Here is an 18867-nt window from a genome sequence, read left to right as displayed (position 1 = left end):
TGCGCCGCCGTTTCACCGGCAGGCGCGAGACGACACGCAGCACGGAGCCACCGCGCAGCCGCCGCCGTCGGGCGGCCCGAAGTAGTAGGTGCGAAACGCAATTGACGTGCGTCGAGGGTTGACGCCATATTCGAATTTCGTCTTCCGCCGGCTAGCCCGACCGGAAGAGGAAACAATACGAAGGATTGCTGCCGCCCGGACGCCCCGGCGTTCATACGAGCCGGGCGCACGGCGGCCACGTTATCGCACATGTCCTTCGAGGGCTTCAGCATGACCACGCGTTTGACGTTTCCCGCATCCATGTTCTCCGTCGTCTGCCAACGCTGCGGCAGCACCGTGCGCAAAAACGCCGACAGCTGCCCGAACTGCGGCGCCGATCGCAGCGCGGCTTTCGGCCGCAAACGCGGCGGCGCGGCACGCCCGCGCACCAACATGTTCGAGCAACAGATCTCGAATCCGCCGTTCGTATCGGCGTCGGCTTCGACGCCCGTCGACGATGGCGAGCCCGGCATGCATTCCGCCTGGCCCGGCGGCTGGGACCCGAAGCGCGCGAGCGAACGCATCGCGCAGAAGGCCGCCGAGCACCGGGCAAAGCGCGTCGAGCAATCGGCGCGCAACGCTTACGCCGATCCGAGCAACGATCCGGACGCCCTGCCCGGCACCGGCAGATGGAACGGGAGCAAGACGCTCATCGCCGGCGCGTGCGCGCTGGCGCTCGTGGCGGCCGGCGTCGCCTATATGCGATACGGCGCGGACGACCGCGCGGCGTCAGGGGAACTGAGCGCGTCGGGTGCCATCGACGCGAAACTCGGCCCGTTCGGGCGCGGCGCAACCGATGCATCCGATTCGACCGACGCCAGCCCTTCCGCCGACGCGCCCGCGCAGCAGTCTCCCGGCGCCGCGAGAACAGGCGCGCTCACGCTCGCTCCCGGCGATCCGCTGCAAGGCACGCGCGCGGCGCTGAACCAGCACGATCTGACGCTGGCGCGCGCCCGGATGAAGGCGCTGGCGGCTCGCGAGCAGGCGCGGCCCGAGTTCGACGCGCTGAACGACGAACTCGTCAAACGCGAGCAGCAACGCGACGCGGCGCTGCAACTCGCGCGCGCCTGCGAACGCACGTCCGCGTGGGCGTGCGTGCAGCAGAATGCCGCCGAGGCGCTCGCGCTCGATGGCGGCAACGCCGAGTCGCAAGCCATGCTGGAGCGCGTGATCACGCATGCCGGCTGGCTCGTCGCGACGCCGCAGGGCGCAAAGAAAGGCAGTTCGGCCGGCAGTGCGGTCGGCGACCCGAATAGCGGCACCGCCGTTGCGGGCAGTGTCACGCCGGCGCCCGCCGCGGCCGCGACGCCGCCCGCAGCCGTTGCTGCACAGGCAAACGTTGCATCGGCTCCGCAGGCGGACAAGACCGACGTGCTGGCCGCGAAGCCCGCGCCCGAGAAGCGCAACGGACAACGCAGCGCGAACGCGAACGCGGCGGCGGCTGCCGCTGCTGCCGCCGCCCGGCAGGCCGCGCTCGACGACGCCCGCGCCGCCGAATACACGTCGCGCGCCGAAAAGATCGCCCGTGCCCAAGCCGCGACGAACGCGATGGTCGCGGCCACGATTCTCCCGCCGTCGGCCAGTGTCGCGGCGCAAGCCAAGCCTGCGACGCCCGCAGCCACCGAGCCTGTCGCCGCCGCGCCTGCTGCTCCGCCTGCGGCTGCGGCCAAGCCGTCGACGGCCGCGCCGACGCAGGCTCAGGATTCCGGTAACGGCATGTACGTCGCGACGAGCCCGCCGAACAGCAACGGCATGTATGTCGCGCCGAGCAGCGTGCAGGGCGACATGTATGTCGCCCCCGCCGCGCCGAACGGCATGTATGTCGCGCCGGCAGCGCGGCCCGCGCCCGCGCCGTCGCCATCGCCCGCGCCGGCTGCCGCGCCGACCCAGCGCGCGACGCCTTCGGGCGGGCAGTCGTCAGTGCCGCCGCTTCTGCCGCAGGCTGCCGCGATCCAGCCACAAGCCGCGCACATATTGCCGTCCGGCTCGCAGGCCGTCCGGCCCGCCAGCATCGAGCGTCCGGCTGTCGCCACCGCGACCGCCGCGACCGCCACCGCGAGCACGCTGCCGACGACAACCGTCAGCAGCCCCGCACGCGCGGGAACATCCTTCGGGGCATCGAGCGTGACGGCGCGCATGGACGCCGACAAGACCGACGACGTCGAGCGCGCCATCAAACAGTACGGCTGGAGCAGCGGCAACGGACGGCCCGCGCCCGCGCGCTGACCGGTTTCCCGCATCGCCTCCGCGCTATTGCATCACCGGCATTACCGCATCACCCGTATCACGCGACGCCCGCGCGTCGCGTGACTTTCAAAGAACCCGTCCAACTCGACTCAAGGGTCAATCATGGTCTCCAGCCAATTCATGCGGAATGCCGCGCGGAGGGCGTTCGCCCTCTGCGCTTTCGTCGGACTCGCCTGCGCCGCGCAAGCCGGCTACGCGGCCGATCCCGTGCCATACAAGATCACGACCGGGCAGGAACGCGGCACGTATATTCAGATCGGGCAGGATTTGTCGAAGTATGTGGCCGAGCCCGCCGGCATGGACCTCGAAGTGCTGCCGTCGAAAGGATCGGCGGAAAACGTCCAGCGCATGCGCTACGAGCCCGGCGTGAAGTTCGCGCTGGTGCAGTCGGACGTGTATCAGGCTTACCTGGACATGGCGAATTCCGGCAACGCCGAGGCCGGCCGCATCATCCAGCCGCTGCGGCTCATCATGCCGCTGTACGACGAGGAAATTTATTTCGTCGTGCGTTCGGATTCGCCGCTCAAGAACATCAACGAGATCAAGGGCAAGAACATCAGCGTCGGGCCGATCGGCAGCGGCACGGCGCAGTCGGCGGAAACGCTGTACCGGCTGATGTTCGGCGAGCCGATCCCCGACGCCAACGAGCAGCACTACAACAACGAAGACGCGCTCGCCAAGCTCATCGTGCGCAAGATCGACGTCGCGGTGATCGTCGCCGGCCAGCCCGCCAAGCTCTTTCAGGACATGAACCCCGAGTTGCTCCAGCAGATCAAGCTGCTGCGCCTCGACCCGTCCGCGCCTGAAACGGCTCGCGCGAAGCAGACGTATTTCCCGGCGACCATCCGCACGACGAGCTACCCGAACTGGATTCAGGAAGACACGCCGACGTTGACCGTGAAGGCGTTCCTCGTCACGTATGACTACGGTCTGCGCGGCACGGTCGGCGCGCTGTCGAAGTTCGCAGATTCGCTCTGCGCCAATTTCGATACGCTGCAGGAGAGCGGGCATCCGAAGTGGAAGCAGGTCCACCTCGAATTGCCGCCGCTCACGCGCGGCTGGAAATACTATCCGCCGATGGAGAAACACTTGCGCGCGTGCATCGCCAAGCGCGCGGCCCTCGCGCAGTCGCAGGGCTCGGCGCAGACCGTGTCGGCGCGCGGCACGGACGCCGCCGCGCAAAAGAAGAAGTCCTCCTGCACCGCTCAGGAAAAGCTGCTGCTGCTCTGCGACCAGTAACGGGCGGCGCTAGCCTCTAAGCGACGGCATGAAAGCGGACTGAAGCGGCGGATATCTGCGATAAGCCGAGAGCGAAGTCCAATCCCGTGTCGTCGCGTCGAAGCGGTAGCGGGGCTGCGCCGCGAGGCCGCCTTTGCACGCCGATTTGTGAAGCGCGCGATGACGCGCCCGCGAACGCGCTTCCAAGCGGCGTTCCAGCGCCGCCGCGCCCGCGAACCAGTGGTCGACGGCGCCGCCGAGCGCCGCGAGGATGCCGACGCCCGCTATCCAGCCGGCCGCCATGCTGTCGAACGCGCACGTCACACATACGCCGCCGCACATCGCCGCGAAGAAGACCAGCATGACCCACGCGAACGGCGGACTTTCCTCGTGCTCCGTGCGGCAAACGAGCCGCGGGGCGCGTCCGGCCGCAGCCTGTCTCGTGTCGTAAGCAATTGCTGATCGGTTCATCTTCGTTCTCCATGCACCGCGGATTCGCGTCCGTAAAAGTTACGCAGATGCAGAGAACAGCGATATAAGACTTCTCCGAACAGCGCCGCCACGGCATTGCGCACGGAAAACTGTCTGCTAACTGGCTACTTTGCGCCGGCGAATTCCTGCACGTCGGCATCGGCTTCGCCCGCGAGCGGAACCACGCCCGATGGACCCAATGCGCGCGGCTGCAACAGCAACGCGACGAGCCCCGTCCAGCCCGTCTGATGCGACGCGCCGACGCCGCGCCCGTTGTCGCCGTGAAAGTACTCGTGAAAGAGCACGAGATCGCGCGAGCGCGGATCGGCTTGCAACAGCGGATACGCCGCCATCACGGGTCGCTCGCCGTTCTTGTCGAGCAGGAACAGCCTGGTCACGCGGCGCGCGAGTTCGTCGGCGATTTCGGCGAGCGAGAACGTCTGTCCCGAGCCTGTCGGATACTCCACGCGAAAATCGTCGCCGTAATAGCGGTGGAATTCGAGAATGGATTCGATCAGCAGATAGTTCACCGGCATCCACACGGGCCCGCGCCAGTTCGAGTTGCCGCCGAACACGCGCGAGGTCGATTCCGCCGGCTGATACTGCACGCAGAAGCTCTCGCCGTTGTGATAGAAGACGAACGGATTGTCGCGATGCACGCGCGACAGCGCCCGCACGCCGTGGTCGGACAGAAACTCGGACTCGTCCAGCATGCGCTTCAAAAGCGCCTTCATGCGATGCCCGCGCAAGAGCGACAGCAGCACGCTATTGCCCTGACCCGCGATATTCCAGCGCGAGACGAGCCGCGACAAATCCAGCCGATGTTCGAGGAACCAGTGCAGGCGCTCGCGCAACTCCGGCAACGCGCGATACACGCTCGGCTCCAGCACATGCACGGCGAAAAGCGGAATCAGCCCGACGATCGACCGCACGCGCATCGGCACGCTCGAGCCGTCCGGCAGGCGCAGCTTGTCGTAGAAGAACTCGTCCTCGCTGTCCCACAGGCCCGTGTCGCAGCCGTCCTCGCAACTGACGGCTTCGGCGATATACAGGAAGTGCTCGAAGAACTTCACCGCGATATCCACGAACACCGGATTCGCATACGCGAGTTCCAGCGCGATGCGCATGAGGTCGAGCGCATACGCGGCCATCCACGCGGTGCCGTCGGCCTGATCGATATGACCGCCCGTCGGCAGCGGCGCGGAACGATCGAAGATGCCGACGTTATCCAGCCCGAGAAACCCGCCCTGAAAGATGTTGCGGCCGTCCGCGTCCTTGCGGTTCACCCACCACGAGAAGTTGAGCAGCAGCTTGTGGAACACGAGCTCCAGGAAATCGCGATCGCCCTTGCCGGTAATCGCGCGGTCGATCTCGTACACGCGCCACGTCGCCCACGCATGCACGGGCGGATTGGCGTCGCTGAACGCCCATTCGTAGGCCGGCAACTGGCCGTTCGGATGCTGATAGCGGTCCTTCACGAGCAACAGCAACTGCCGCTTCGCGAACGCCGGGTCGATGAGCGCGAACGCCGCCGCATGAAACGCGAGGTCCCACGACGCGTACCACGGGTATTCCCACTTGTCCGGCATCGACACGATGTCCGCGTTGCACAGATGCCGCCAGTCCGCGTTGCGCCCCGTGCGCCGCTGTTTCGGCGGCTTCGGCTGAAGCGGATCGCCGTCGAGCCAGCGCGTGACGTCGAACTGGTAGTACTGCTTCGACCACAGCATGCCCGCGAGCGCCTGCCGCTGCACGAGCCGCTGATCCGCGCCCGGAATGTCATGCTGCAACGCGCCGTAGAACTCGTCGGCCTCCGCGATACGGCGCGCGAAGAGCGCATCGGCATCGAGCGGGACCGTGTCGGGCGCGGATTCGGGACGCCAGCGCAGAAACACCGTGGCCGTCGCGTGCGCGTCGAGCGTGAGATGCGCCCGGGCGGCGGCGCGCGTGCCGGCATCGCGGCGAACGGCGTCTTCATCGCCCGCGACGACATAGTCGTTGAAGCCGTCCTTGAACGGGCCCGCGCCTTCCATGCCGAACAGACGCCGCACGTTGGTCTCGTTCTCGCAGAAAAGCCACTCGATGCCGTCCGTGTCCGGCGACCACGCCGTGACGATCATCGGCTCGTGACCGTGATGGTCGGCTGCGACCTGCGCGACGCCGCGCTCCGTTCGCAACTTCAGCGACGGTTTCGCGGGCGTCGGCTTCCACGACCACGTGTTGCGCGCCCAGATCTGCGGCAGCACGTCGAGCGTGGCGGGATAGGCCGCGCGGTTTTCGACGGTCACGCGCATCACGATATCGTCGGGCGTGTGCTTCGCGTATTCCACCTGCACGTCGAAGTAACGCTCGTCGTCGAACACGCCGGTATCGAGCACTTCGTACTCGGGCACGTCCGCGCCGCGCCGCCCGTTTTCATCGACGAGATCGGCATACGGAAACGCCGCATGCGGATACTTGTACAGCATGCGCATATAGGAATGCGTCGGCGTGCCGTCGAGATAGAAGTACAGCTCCTTCACGTCCTCGCCGTGATTGCCTTGCTGATTCGTGAGGCCGAAGAGGCGCTCCTTCAGAATCGGATCGCGTCCGTTCCAGAGCGCGAGCGAGACGCACCAGTTGAGCTTGTCGTCGCCGAAGCCCGCGATGCCGTCCTCACCCCAGCGATACGCCCGGCTGCGCGCGTGATCGTGCGGAAAGTACTCCCACGCGGTCCCGAACTCGCTGTAGTCCTCGCGCACGGTGCCCCACTGGCGCTCGCTCAGATAAGGCCCCCAACGCTGCCAGCGCGGGCAGTCGCTCGAATGCAGCCGCGAGCCTTCCACGGTGTCGATCTGATTGACGGTGCGCGTCTTCGCCATGGGCGTCTCCTGTTGCGGCCTTCGGTGCAGCTTGCGGGAAACGGCTAATTTAGCGCGTTTTCACGACAGGACGCACATTCGACGGCCTTCACGCCCCGCCGAGCAGCGTCTCGATGCGCAGCAGTTCCGCGAGCGACCACGCCTGAAACGGCGCGCCGCCCGGCGCGTGCGGCGCGTCGCCGTCAGCGACCTCGCTCACGTGATCCAGCCCGTAATGGTCCAGATGCGCGTAGAGCGGCGCGAGGAAGCGCTCGCGCACGCCCGCCGCGCCGCGCACGCGCAGCCACGCCTCGACGAACGGCCCCATGAGCCACGGCCAGACGGTGCCCTGATGATAGGCGCCGTCGCGCTCCAGCACGCCGCCTGCGTAATGCGGACGATACGCCGGGTCGGACGGCGCGAGCGTTCGCAGGCCGAGCGGCGTCAGCAGATGCGCTTCGACCTGATCGACCACCGCGCGGGCGATATCGCCCTCGACGAGCGGAAACGGCAGGCCGCCGACCGCGAATATCTGATTCGGGCGAATGGAGCCGTCGATCTTGCCCGGCTCGTGGTCGGCATCGACGACATCGTAGAGCGCGTGGGTGTCCGGATCGACGAAGCGCGCCGCGAAACTTTGCCGGGCGCGCGCGCACAGCGTCTGCCAGCGCGAGTTCCATGCCGACGCGATAGCGAGCGCATTGATCCAGAGCGCCTGAACCTCGACCGGCTTGCCGATGCGCGGCGTCACCACCCAGTCGCCGGCTTTCGCATCCATCCACGTGAGTTGCACGCCCGGCACGCCCGCGCGCAAGAGGCCGTCCTCGTCGGCGCCGATTCGATAGCGCGTGCCGCCCGCATAGCCTTCGAGGATCGTTTCGACCGCGCGTTGCAGCCGACTCGCCGTGGCCGCGAGCGCATGGCCGGTCGCCAGATAGTCGTGGACGGCGACCACGAACCACAACGACGCATCCACCGAGTTGTACTCCGGCTGGCCGCCGCTGTCGGGGAAGCGGTTCGGCAGCATGCCTTCGGAGAGCGCGTCGGTCCATTCGAGCAGGATCGATTCGGCGTCCGCGTGACGGCCGCTCGCGATCAGCAAGCCGCGCATCGAGATGAAGGTATCGCGGCCCCAGTCGGTGAACCACGGAAACCCCGCGATGATGGTTCGCCCCTGCTTCCGGTTGACGACATACGCATCGGCGGAACGGGCGAGGCGCGATGTGAACGCCGCGCGGCGCTCGGACTCGCGCGCCGCGAGCCGCGACGCGTGCGCGAGCGCATCCGCTTCGCGCGGCACGTTGCCGCCAGTATCGGCGTGCAGGACCATCACGGCTTCGCGGGCGTTCAGATCGAACGTGAAGACGCCGGGCGTCGCCAGATCTTCGATGAAATCGAGCCCGCGCTCGCGCTCTCGGGCATAGCAGAAATTGCGATACCAGTCGGGCGCGTGCCGATACGCGCCGTTCGCCGTCGCGCCGATGGCCGGCAGATCGGCATACGGCCGCCAATGGACGCGCTCGCCGTCCGTCGTGGCGTCGAAACAAAACGCCGGGTTCTCGCGATGCAGCGCGTGATAGTCGCGCCCCGACAGTAGCGGGCGTACATACAGCGTCGCGGACGGCGGGGGCGCATCGGCGTCGAGGCGCCAGCGCAGCACGGTCTCGCCGCTCTCCTTCGCGACGAACAACTCGGCCACGACCGTTTCCGCATTGCCGACGCGATAGCGCCAGGTCGGCCACGGCGATGTATCGAAGGAAACGAGGCTCGCCGAGGCGTCCGGGTACAGCACATCGGGCGCGTAGTGCTGCATGGTCAACGGGAAGGCGTCGCCGCCGATCTCGACCCACGCCTCGATGCCGTTCACGAGCACCATGCGCCCCGCAGGCGGCTGCGTCGCGGCAAGCAACAGCGCCTGATAACGGCGAGTTCGCATGGTTCCCACCGTGCCGGACGCGAAGCCGCCGTGCGCGTCCGCTTCGAGCCATTCGTCTTCCAGCCGCGTCGAGTCGATCGCCGTCATGCCGCCGCCCGTTTGCGGTAGTCGGTGAGCGCGCGTCGCGCCTTCGTGCGGATGGCGCTCTGCATGCGCGGCGTCCAGCCGAACAGCCAGCCTGAGACGCCCAGCGCCTGACGGCTCCAGCGCCAGAGGTCGAAGGCATCGGTCTGCTCGGCGATCAGGCCGTCGCGGATGGCGGACTTCGTCGCAATCTCGTTGACCACGGCGCGGCCTGTCGCGGAGTACGTGTAGCGCGCGACGGCGTTCGCGCTCGCGGTCTGTCCGAGCGTGCTAATGCCGTTGAAACTCAGCGTGAAGTCGGCGGCGCGGCCGAGCAGCATGCGCCACATGTCGCCGACTTCGCGGCCATGCAGCAGCCCGAACGCCGGATCTTCGAAGCGGATGTCGGACGCATAGCAGGCCGCCATGGCGTCGGCGTCGGCGCGCTGAAACGCGCGGTAAAAGCGTTCGATGAGTTCGACGTTCGTGTTCGGCATGTGGCTCCTGGCAGAGAATCGCCGCGCGGAAGTTGGCATTCTCGCGCGACTGCGGCCGGATTGCAGCGTGCCGCCCGATTTGCGCGTTATCGCCGCGTTTCGCACGCGTTTCATCTGTTTAGATAATCGGCCGGAGAACGACACACGTTTATTAAACAGACGACGTTTCGATTAACCGGAAACCGGTTTCAGCGCATTATTTTAAGACGGTCTTAATGCGGATTAGAAAACTCTTAATGAGTTCGCTTCTAAAAAAACCAGATATTAATTGACGTCGACTTTTTCTTAACTTAGATTTCTAGAACGGTCATTCTAATCCCGATAGTTAGGCCGTCACTTAACTCTGCGGCGGCTTTCGTGCTCGCACGATCCGCCATTGCCATCACTTTCAATAGCCCGCGCCCGCCTAAAGGTCGCACGCCGCGCACCATGAGAATAAGGCCTCGAGTCAACACGCTTTCATTGGCGTCCGCAGATTATTTTCTGACGGACTTACGCACCGGCATTATCAGCCGCGCAATACATCCGCACTCGCCGGATATCATCATTTACGTTCTAAAGACCGAAGACGGATCGCAGTATTGCGCGCAACTCGATTATCGGGAGCATCCGCTTCGAAATGCGATACTCATGGCCGCGCTCGAATTAGGGCTTACGGTCACGGTTCGCGCGGATGCCACGCACCATATCACCGACCTCGCCGCGACGGTGCCGAACGTCGTCCCGCTTCCCGGGCTCGGCTACACCTGGCGCCTGCTGGAGGACGTGCGCACCGGCGCGGTTGTACAGGTCGAAGACGCCAATCTGCTCGGCAGCATGGCGTACATCATCCGGAGCCCGGACGGATCGCACCATTGCGTGCAGATGTGCCCGCACGAGCACGGCTACCGCAGCGCCCTGCTGATGGCCGCGTTCAGGGCCAAGCTGCCCGTGACCGTCGCCGGCGACGCCGACTACTATCTCACTGCGGTTTCCGTGGGATCGAGGGCTTTCGGGCCGAACTTCAACTGCGCGCCGGGCTTCATTTCGACGACGCCGCGTTCCGGCATCATCGACGAGATCATCGACAAGGAAGCGGACGAGACGCTGAGCGTCATCGTCAAGACGCCGGAGGCCACGCGCTATCACGCCCGAATCGACCGGCAGGAGCACGCGAACCGGCACCACCTCGCCGTGCTGGCATTGCGCGCGGGCTTGCCCGTGACGGTCAGCGGCAACGAGGAGCACGCCATCACGGGCATCGCGGTAGGCGCGCTGTCGTCCGAGCCCGCGCCTTCCATGGTCCTGTTCGGCCAGAAGCTGACGGGCATGCAGACCGGGACGCTCGCGCGCATCATCGACTCGGACACGCTCGGCCCCATCCGCTACGTGTTGCGCGCATCGGACGGCGCGCACTACTGCGCGCAGATGAACACGGCCAAGCATGGGAGCCGCCATCAAATGCTGATGACGGCGCTGGCGCTGCACCTGCCGGTGAGCGTCACGGCCGACGCGAATTCGAACATCACGGGCGCGTCGGTCGGACTGCCGCATCGGGGCAGCCCGACGTTTCATTGTCAGACCACGCGCTTTCCGAAGACCCAGACCGGCAGCATCGTCCGCATGATCGATTCCGACGCGCTCGGTCCGGACACGCGCTACGTGCTAGAGACGCCGGACGGCGACGAATGGGCCGTGCCCTCGTTCGCGCGAGGCCAGCCGGGACGCGGCCCGCTGCTCGCGCTCGCGCTGACGGGCGGGCTCACCGTGACGGTGAGCGGCACCGAGGGCAGCGAAACCGTTGAGTCGCTGTTGAACGCGGGAAGCCTGACCGTCGCGCGCAGCTAGCGTCAGAGAGCGAACGCCGTGACCGCGTGAATGAGCAGCCCGACCGCGCCGCCCACGAGCGTGCCGTTCACGCGAATGAACTGGAGGTCGCGTCCGATGTTCAGCTCGACGTCGCGCACCAGCGTGGCGTCGTCCCATTGCTTGACGGTCGCGGCGATGTGCTTCGCAATGCCTTCCCGCAGCTCCGGCGCGAGGGCCTTGAGCGCATCGCGCATATGCTCGTTGATCGAATCGCGCAGAAGCGGATCGCCGCCGAGCGCCTGCGCGAAACTCGCGGCGACGGCCACGACCTTCGCGTGCAGCGCGGAATCGGGCCGCTTCAGGTCCGCAGCGAGCCATGCGGTGAACTCGTCCCACAGGCCGTCCACGTAGCCGCGCAATTCCGGACGATCGAGCCATTCGCGCTTGTGTTCGTCGATGCGCGCCTTGAACGCGGGATCGGACTTGAGGCGCTCGACGAAGCGCTCCACTGCGGCATCGAAGGCTTTCCGGCGTTCGTGCTCCGGGTCGCTCGTCACGTCGTGCAGCCACTGGTTCGCGCCGCGCACGAGGCCCGCCGCGAACTTGTTGCCGAGGTCGCCGGCGTCCAGCCCGACAAAACCCAGCATGCCGATGAGCTTCGGATACTCCTCGCCCGCCACCGCGACGATGCGCGTCGCGAGCATCTCCTGCACCTCGGGCTTGTCGAGCCACGCCGCCATTTGCTTGAGGCCCTCGTCGAGCAGCAGTTGATGGCGCCGGTCGGCGGTGAGCGTCGAAAGCAGGTTGCCCGCGGCGGCGGACAAATCGAAGGCCTCGGCGCGGCGGCGAATCGCGTCGTGGAGCATGGACTTGATGCGCGTGTCGTCGATGAAGGCCAGCAACTGACCGACCGCTCCGACCGCGCGATTGCCGAGCAGCTCCGCGTTCTTCGGCTCCGCGAGCCACACCGACAGCCGGCTTGCCGGATCGAACGCATCGACGCGGGCAACGAGCGCATCCGTGCCGAGAAAGCGGTCGCGCACGAACACGGCGAGGTTGTCGGCCACGCGCGCCTTGTTCGCGGGCAGGATGGCCGTGTGCGGCACCGGCACGCCGAGCGGATGGCGAAACAGCGCGACGACGGCGAACCAGTCCGCGAGCGCGCCCACCATCGCGGCTTCCGCGAACGCGGACACCCACGCCCAGGCGCCCGCATCGTGCTGGCTCTTCGCGATGGCGAACAGCAAGCCCGCGCCGACGAGCAACGCGGCGGCGAACCACTTCATCCTTTTCAGTGCTACGGCTTTATCCTGCGTTTCCATCTGCTTGTCGGTATAGAAGTGTGGAAGCGCGCAAGCATATCAACGCCCTTGCTGCAACTTCAAGAGCGCGTCCATGGCGCGGCCGGCTGCTTCCAACGGCACGAAAATGTGATCGTGATATGCGGCCGCCATCACATTGCAGCTGATGCCTGCGTCACCGAGCGCGCGAGCGAACGCGGCGGTCAGCCCAACCGCGTTCAGATCCGAGTGCACATTCAGCGTGATCCAGGCCGCGCGAAAGAGCGGCGTGATGCCAGCGGCCATAGCCGCGCCTTCTTCCATGACGACCGTCATGCCTTCGCGCTCTCGAAACGTCGCGACGATGCCCGCGCCGCCCGGCGCGGCGTCATGTGGCAGCGACGCGAACACATAGACGCCGGGCTGAAGCTCGGGCTGCATGGACGCCAGGAGCGTCCGCAGATCGGAGACCGGCGCCGGCGTCATCAGGCGGCATCCTCGGCGGGCCGCGTTCTGCCGAGCACCGGCCGCAGCGCCGTGCCGGTGTGGCTGCGCGGATGACTCGCGAGCGTGTCCGGGTCCGCCGCCGCGACGATGGTCCCGCCGTTCACGCCGCCTTCCGGCCCGAGATCGAGCACCCAGTCGGCTTCCGCGATCACGTCGAGATCGTGCTCGATCACGATCACGCTATGCCCGCCGTCCACGAGCCGGTGCAGCACGCGAATTAGCTTCGCGACGTCCGCCATGTGCAGGCCGACGGTCGGTTCGTCCAGCACATACAGCGTATGCGGCGGCTTCTGGCCGCGCCGCGTGATGTCGTCGCGCACCTTCGACAGCTCGGTGACGAGCTTGATGCGCTGCGCCTCGCCGCCCGATAGCGTTGGCGACGGCTGGCCCAGCGTCAGATAACCGAGCCCCACGTCCTTCATCAGTTGCAGCGGATGTGCGATGCTCGGCATCGACGAGAAGAACTCGACGGCCTCGTCGATCTCCATGGTCAGCACTTCGCCGATGTTCTTGCCGCGCCACGTCACCGCGAGCGTCTCGGGATTGAAGCGCTGGCCGTGGCAGACGTCGCACGGAACCTTGACGTCCGGCAGGAAGTTCATCGCGATGGTGCGCACGCCTTGCCCTTCGCACGCGGGGCAGCGCCCGTTGCCCGTGTTGAACGAGAAGCGCGACGGCGTATAGCCGCGCGCCCGCGCTTCGAGCGTGTCCGCAAAGAGCTTGCGGATGGTGTCCCACATGCCGATGTAGGTCGCCGGGCACGAACGCGGTGTCTTGCCGATGGGCGTCTGATCGACTTCGAGCACGCGGTCGATCGCTTCGAAACCGGTGACGCCCGAGCAGCCCTGCCATGCGTGGACCACATCGAACTTCGGGCGCGGCGTTTCGCGGGCGAGCACGCTGGCGCGCGATTTCGCGGCCGAGGCGTCGGCCTGCGCCGCCTTGCGCGCGCGCCGCACCGCCGGCGACGACAGCACCGAGCGGCCGACGGCATCGAGCAGGTTCGTCATGAGCACGTCGCGGGCAAGCGTCGATTTGCCCGAGCCGGATACGCCCGTGATCGCGACGAGCCGGTTCAGCGGCACGCTCGCGGTCACGTTGCGCAGGTTGTGCAGCGTCGCGTTTTGGACCGTGAGCCAAAGCTCCGGCACGGCCGGCCGCTTGCCGACGGCCGCGCGCACTTCGCGGCGCGGCTGCAGCGGATGGACGATCGGGTTTGCCAGCATCTGTCCGGTCAGCGAAGCCTTGTGCGCCGCGAGATCCGTCACGCTGCCCTGCGCGACCACCGTGCCGCCGCGCTTGCCCGCGCCCGGCCCGATATCGATGATGTGATCGGCACGCCTAATCGTGTCTTCGTCGTGCTCCACGACGACGAGCGTGTTGCCCTTGTCGTTCAGCTTCTTGAGCGCGCTCAGCAGAATCAGGTTGTCGCGCGGATGCAGGCCGATGGTCGGTTCATCCAGCACATAGCACACGCCTTGCAGGTTGCTGCCGAGTTGCGCCGCGAGACGAATGCGCTGCGCTTCGCCGCCCGAAAGCGTCGGCGCGGCGCGGTCGAGACTCAGATAACCCAGCCCGACTTCCTCCAGAAACTGAAGGCGTCCTTCGATTTCGCTGACCACGTCGCGGGCGATGTCCGCGTCGCGGCCCGTCAGCTTCAGCGTCGCGATCCACTCGCGCGTGTCCGTCACGGTCCAGCGCCCGACTTCGGTGATCGGATAATTGCCGAACGTCACCGCACGCGCGACCTCGTTCAGGCGCGTGCCTTCGCAGTCCGCGCACGGCTGATCGACGATATCGTCCGGTTCCTGGTCCACCGAGCCGATGCTCTGCTCGCGGCCGCGATCATCCTGCGCGAACACGGTATCGTCGAACGCGGCGCGCTGCTCGCGCGTCAGCTTGACGCCCGTGCCGACGCACGTATTGCACCAGCCATGCTTGCTGTTGTACGAGAACATGCGCGGGTCGAGTTCCGGGTAGCTCGTGCCGCAGACCGGACACGCGCGCTTGGTCGAAAACACGATGCTTTCTTCCTTGCCGCGCCGCTTGCCGCTGGAGAGCGCGCCGTGCAGTTCGTCGAGCGGCGCGCACAGATGCATGACGCCCTTGCCGATTTCCAGCGTCTCGTCGAGCAGACGCCGCAGGTCCGCTTCGTTTTCCGCCGATACGACGAGATCCGCGACCGGCAGTTCGATGGTGTGTTCGCGGAAGCGGTCGAGCTTCGGCCACGGATCGACCGGAAGGAAGTCGCCGTCCACCCGCAGATGCGTATTGCCGCGCGCTTTCGCCCACTTCGCAAGATCGGTATAGACGCCCTTGCGGTTCACGACGAGCGGCGCGAGCAGGCCCACATGCTGGCCCTTGAAGTCGCGCAAAATCTGCGCGGCGATCTGCTCGGAGCTTTGCGCCTGAACCGGCGTGCCGTCGTGAATGCAATGTTGAATGCCGAGCTTCACGTACAGAAGGCGCAGGAAGTGCCAGACTTCCGAAGTCGTCGCGACCGTGCTCTTGCGCCCGCCGCGCGACAGCCGCTGCTCGATGGCAACCGTCGGCGGAATGCCATAGACCGCATCGACTTCCGGGCGGCCCGCCGGCTGCACGATGGAGCGCGCATACGCGTTCAGCGATTCGAGATAACGCCGCTGTCCTTCGTGGAACAGAATATCGAACGCGAGCGTGGACTTGCCCGAGCCGGACACGCCCGTCACCACGTTGAACTTGTTGTGCGGGATATCGACATCGAGCGACTTCAGGTTGTGCTCGCGCGCATTGACGATGCGCACGACATCCTCGCCCTGCAATGCGCGCCGCGCGCTCGCCACTTCCGCCGCGAGTTGCAGCGGCACGCCCGCGCGCTTTTCCGCCGCGCCGGGCGTCATGGCTTCTTCGTAGTCGAGGAGCGCGCGGCCCGTGTGCGACTGCTCGCACGCCGCGACGTCATCCGGCGTGCCGACGCACACCACTTGCCCGCCGCCGTCGCCGCCTTCCGGACCGAGATCGATAATCCAGTCCGCCGCGCGAATCACGTCGAGATTGTGCTCGATGACGATCAGCGAATGGCCGCGCTCAAGCAGGCGGCGCAATGCCTGCATCAGTTTGGCGATGTCGTCGAAGTGCAGGCCCGTGGTCGGCTCGTCGAACATGAAAAGCCGCGCTTTCTGATTCGGCGACGCGGTTTCCGCGAGAAAGCCGGCGAGCTTCAGGCGCTGCGCTTCGCCGCCCGAGAGCGTCGGCACCGGCTGACCGAGCTTCACGTATTCGAGGCCGACATCGACGATAGGCTGTAGCACGCGCAGCACGTCCGCGTCGTTCGCGAAGCACTCGACGGCTTCGCTCACGGTCAGTTCGAGCACGTCCGCGACGCTGAGTTCGCGCCCGCCGCGCTCGATCTTCACGTCCAGAATTTCCGCGCGATAACGCCGGCCGTCGCAATCGGGACAGCGCAGGTAGACGTCGGAGAGGAACTGCATCTCGACGTGCTCGAAGCCCGAGCCGCCGCACGTCGGGCAGCGGCCGTCGCCCGAGTTGAAGCTGAACATGCTCGCGCCGTAGCCGCGCTGCGCCGCGAGCGGCGCTTTCGCGAACAGCTTGCGGATTTCGTCGAACGCGCCGACATAACTCGCCGGATTCGAGCGCGCCGTGCGGCCGATCGGCGATTGATCCACGAACACCACGTCGCTCAGTTGATCCGCGCCCTTCAGCGCGCGAAACGCGCCGGGCGCTTCGGTCGCCTTGCCGAAGTGACGCATGAGCGCGGGCGCGAGCACATCCTGAATCAGCGTCGATTTGCCCGAGCCGGAGACGCCCGTCACGCAGACGAGGCGCTCCAGCGGAATCTCGACCGTCACGTCCCGCAAGTTGTGATCGCTCGCACCTTCGAGGACGAGACGCGGCGAGTTCGCATCCACCGCGCGGCGCGTCCAGTTCGACGCGTGCGCGACGTGCTTGCGGCCGCCGAGATACGCGCCGGTGAGCGTGTCGCTCGATTGGATATCGTCGGGCGTGCCGTCATAGACGATCTGCCCGCCGCGCTCGCCCGGCCCCGGTCCCATGTCGATCAGGCGATCCGCCGCGAGCATCACCGAAGGATCATGTTCGACGACGACGAGCGTATTGCCCGCATCGCGCAGACGGTGCATGGCCTCGACGATTCGGTTTAGATCGCGTGGATGCAGTCCGATGCTCGGCTCGTCCAGCACGAACAGCGTGTTCACGAGCGACGTGCCGAGCGCGGTCGTCAGGTTGATGCGCTGCACTTCGCCGCCCGAGAGCGTGCGGCTTTGCCGGTCCAGCGTCAGATAGCCGAGGCCGACGTCGCATAGATACTTGAGGCGCGTGCGCACTTCGGCGTGCAGCAGCTTGAGCGCTTCGTCCAGCAGCGTGGACGGCAGCGTGAGCGAATCGAAGAAGCGGCGGATGCGCTCGATCGGCATCAGCATGAGGTCGTGCACGGTCAGGCCCGGCAACGCTTCGAGTTGATCGCGCGTCCAGTCGACGCCGTTCGGCAAGAAGCGGTCCGCGGGGGCGAGCACCGCGTCGGCCTGTTCCTTGGTGCCGAGGCGCCACAAGAGCGATTCGGTCTTGAGCCGCGCGCCCGCGCAGGCGGGGCACGTCGTATAGCTGCGGTACTTGGACAGCAGCACGCGAATGTGCATCTTGTACGCCTTCGACTCCAGATAGTCGAAGAAACGCTGCACGCCGTACCACTGGCTGCCCCACTTGCCGGTCCAGTCCGGCGATCCGTGGATGACCCAGTCGCGCTCTTTCTGCGTCAGATCGCTCCACGGCACGCCGAGCCGGATGCCCGCCTTCGCGCCGTAGCGCACGAGGTCGTCCTGATTCTCTTTCCACGCGGGCGTTTGCAGCGTCTTGATCGCGCCTTCGCGCAGCGTCTTTTTCTCGTCCGGAATGACGAGGCCGTAATCCACGCCGATCACGCGGCCGAAACCGCGACACGTCTCGCACGCGCCATACGCCGAGTTGAACGAGAAGAGCGCCGGCTGCGGATCGGCATAACGCAAGTCGCTTTCCGGGCTATGCAGGCCGGTCGAGAAGCGCCAGATATCGGGTTCGGCTTCGTCCTTCAGCACATACACGTTCACGCGACCGCTGCCGCGCAAGAGCGCGCCTTCGATGGCCTCCAGCGCCCGCGAGCGCTCCGTGCCTTGCAGGCGAAACCGGTCCGCGACCACATCGAGCACTTGCCGCGCGCCCGCTTCCGTCTCAACGTGGCGCTTCGCCTGCACGCGCGTGTAGCCGCTCGCGGAAAGCCACTGCGCGACTTCGTCGTCGCTCGTCGTGTCGGGCAGTTCGACGGGAAATGTCACCGCGAGCCGCGGATCGGCGTCGCGCGTGCGCTCCAGCAGTTCCGCGTAGATGGTCTCGGGCGTGTCGTGCCGCACGCGATGCGCGGTCTTCCTGTCGAAGAGCTCGGCGGCGCGCGCGTAGAAGAGCTTCAGGTGATCGTTGAGCTCGGTCATCGTGCCGACGGTCGAGCGCGAACTGCGCACCGGGTTCGTCTGGTCGATGGCGATGGCGGGCGGCACGCCGTCCACGCGATCGACCTGCGGGCGGTCCATGCGGTCGAGGAACTGGCGTGCGTACGCGCTGAACGTTTCGACGTACCGGCGCTGGCCTTCGGCGTAGAGCGTGTCGAAGACGAGGCTCGACTTGCCCGAACCAGACGGGCCGGTCACCACCGTCATCTGGCCGGTGTGCAAGTCGATATCGAGATTCTTGAGGTTATGTTGACGGGCGCCGCGAATGCGGATTGCGTTGTTCGATGCCAATTTTTCAACCGGTTCAATGTGATGGACGGCCTGTGAGGCCGTGGGCGGCGCCGCGCGATTGTCCGGGGGGGGGCGGCGGCCGCCCCCCCCCCGCCCTTAAAAACAAAAAAAAAACCACCCCAAAAACCCCCAACACTAAAACACCCACAATCAACATAAAAAAAACAACCCCCCAAACACAACACACAAATC

The 18867-nt window shown here is 66.5% G+C and carries 10 protein-coding genes; 3 read left to right on the top strand and 7 right to left on the bottom strand.

Going from position 1 to position 18867, the window contains the following annotated elements:
• Positions 1-270 precede the first annotated feature (270 nt).
• Together NCR35_RS15445 and NCR35_RS15440 are read left to right on the top strand one after the other, a co-directional pair.
• A complete protein-coding gene (locus NCR35_RS15445; RefSeq protein WP_250535039.1) occupies positions 271-2265 on the top strand; it encodes a zinc ribbon domain-containing protein in 1995 nt (664 codons plus the stop codon).
• Between the two features lie 123 nt (positions 2266-2388).
• Positions 2389-3525: a TAXI family TRAP transporter solute-binding subunit gene (locus NCR35_RS15440; protein WP_250535037.1), complete on the top strand. Its 1137-nt coding sequence runs from the start codon at positions 2389-2391 to the stop codon at positions 3523-3525.
• 9 nt (positions 3526-3534) lie between these two features.
• Here the strand turns inward: NCR35_RS15440 and NCR35_RS15435 are convergent, their stop codons facing one another.
• The 4 genes from NCR35_RS15435 to NCR35_RS15420 form a co-directional block, all read right to left on the bottom strand.
• The gene (locus NCR35_RS15435) at positions 3535-3975 is read right to left on the bottom strand and encodes a hypothetical protein (protein ID WP_250535035.1); all 441 of its coding nucleotides are present in this window, start codon (positions 3973-3975) and stop codon (positions 3535-3537) included.
• Between the two features lie 125 nt (positions 3976-4100).
• Positions 4101-6836 carry an MGH1-like glycoside hydrolase domain-containing protein gene (locus NCR35_RS15430; protein WP_250535034.1) on the bottom strand — a complete coding sequence of 912 codons (2736 nt, stop codon included), beginning with the start codon at positions 6834-6836 and terminating at the stop codon, positions 4101-4103.
• 88 nt (positions 6837-6924) lie between these two features.
• Positions 6925-8838, bottom strand: coding sequence for an amylo-alpha-1,6-glucosidase (locus NCR35_RS15425; protein WP_250535033.1), 1914 nt, complete (start codon positions 8836-8838; stop codon positions 6925-6927).
• Entirely contained in the window at positions 8835-9311 is a 477-nt protein-coding gene (locus NCR35_RS15420; RefSeq protein WP_250535032.1) for a nuclear transport factor 2 family protein, read from the bottom strand. Before NCR35_RS15420 ends, NCR35_RS15425 begins: the two co-directional genes overlap by 4 nt.
• 630 nt (positions 9312-9941) lie before the next feature.
• Between NCR35_RS15420 and NCR35_RS15415 the strand changes: the two genes are divergently transcribed.
• Positions 9942-11138 (top strand): hypothetical protein, encoded by a 1197-nt coding sequence (locus NCR35_RS15415; protein WP_250535030.1) that lies wholly within the window; start codon positions 9942-9944, stop codon positions 11136-11138.
• Between the two features lie 2 nt (positions 11139-11140).
• Here the strand turns inward: NCR35_RS15415 and NCR35_RS15410 are convergent, their stop codons facing one another.
• Genes NCR35_RS15410 through uvrA form a run of 3 tightly spaced genes read right to left on the bottom strand, consistent with a single transcriptional unit; the run spans position 11141 to position 18675 of the window.
• Positions 11141-12421, bottom strand: coding sequence for a DUF445 domain-containing protein (locus NCR35_RS15410; RefSeq protein ID WP_250535029.1), 1281 nt, complete (start codon positions 12419-12421; stop codon positions 11141-11143).
• Positions 12422-12460: 39 nt separating this feature from the next.
• Positions 12461-12865 carry an ACT domain-containing protein gene (locus NCR35_RS15405; RefSeq protein ID WP_250535028.1) on the bottom strand — a complete coding sequence of 135 codons (405 nt, stop codon included), beginning with the start codon at positions 12863-12865 and terminating at the stop codon, positions 12461-12463.
• Entirely contained in the window at positions 12865-18675 is a 5811-nt protein-coding gene (gene uvrA / locus NCR35_RS15400) for an excinuclease ABC subunit UvrA (RefSeq protein WP_250535027.1), read from the bottom strand. Before uvrA ends, NCR35_RS15405 begins: the two co-directional genes overlap by 1 nt.
• Positions 18676-18867 lie beyond the last annotated feature (192 nt).

The organism is Caballeronia sp. AZ10_KS36 (genome assembly GCF_023631105.1).
In the GTDB taxonomy this organism is placed as follows: Bacteria; Pseudomonadota; Gammaproteobacteria; order Burkholderiales; family Burkholderiaceae; genus Caballeronia.
Note: the sequence above shows the minus strand (reverse complement) of the source record. Positions and strands in the feature narration are given on the sequence as shown.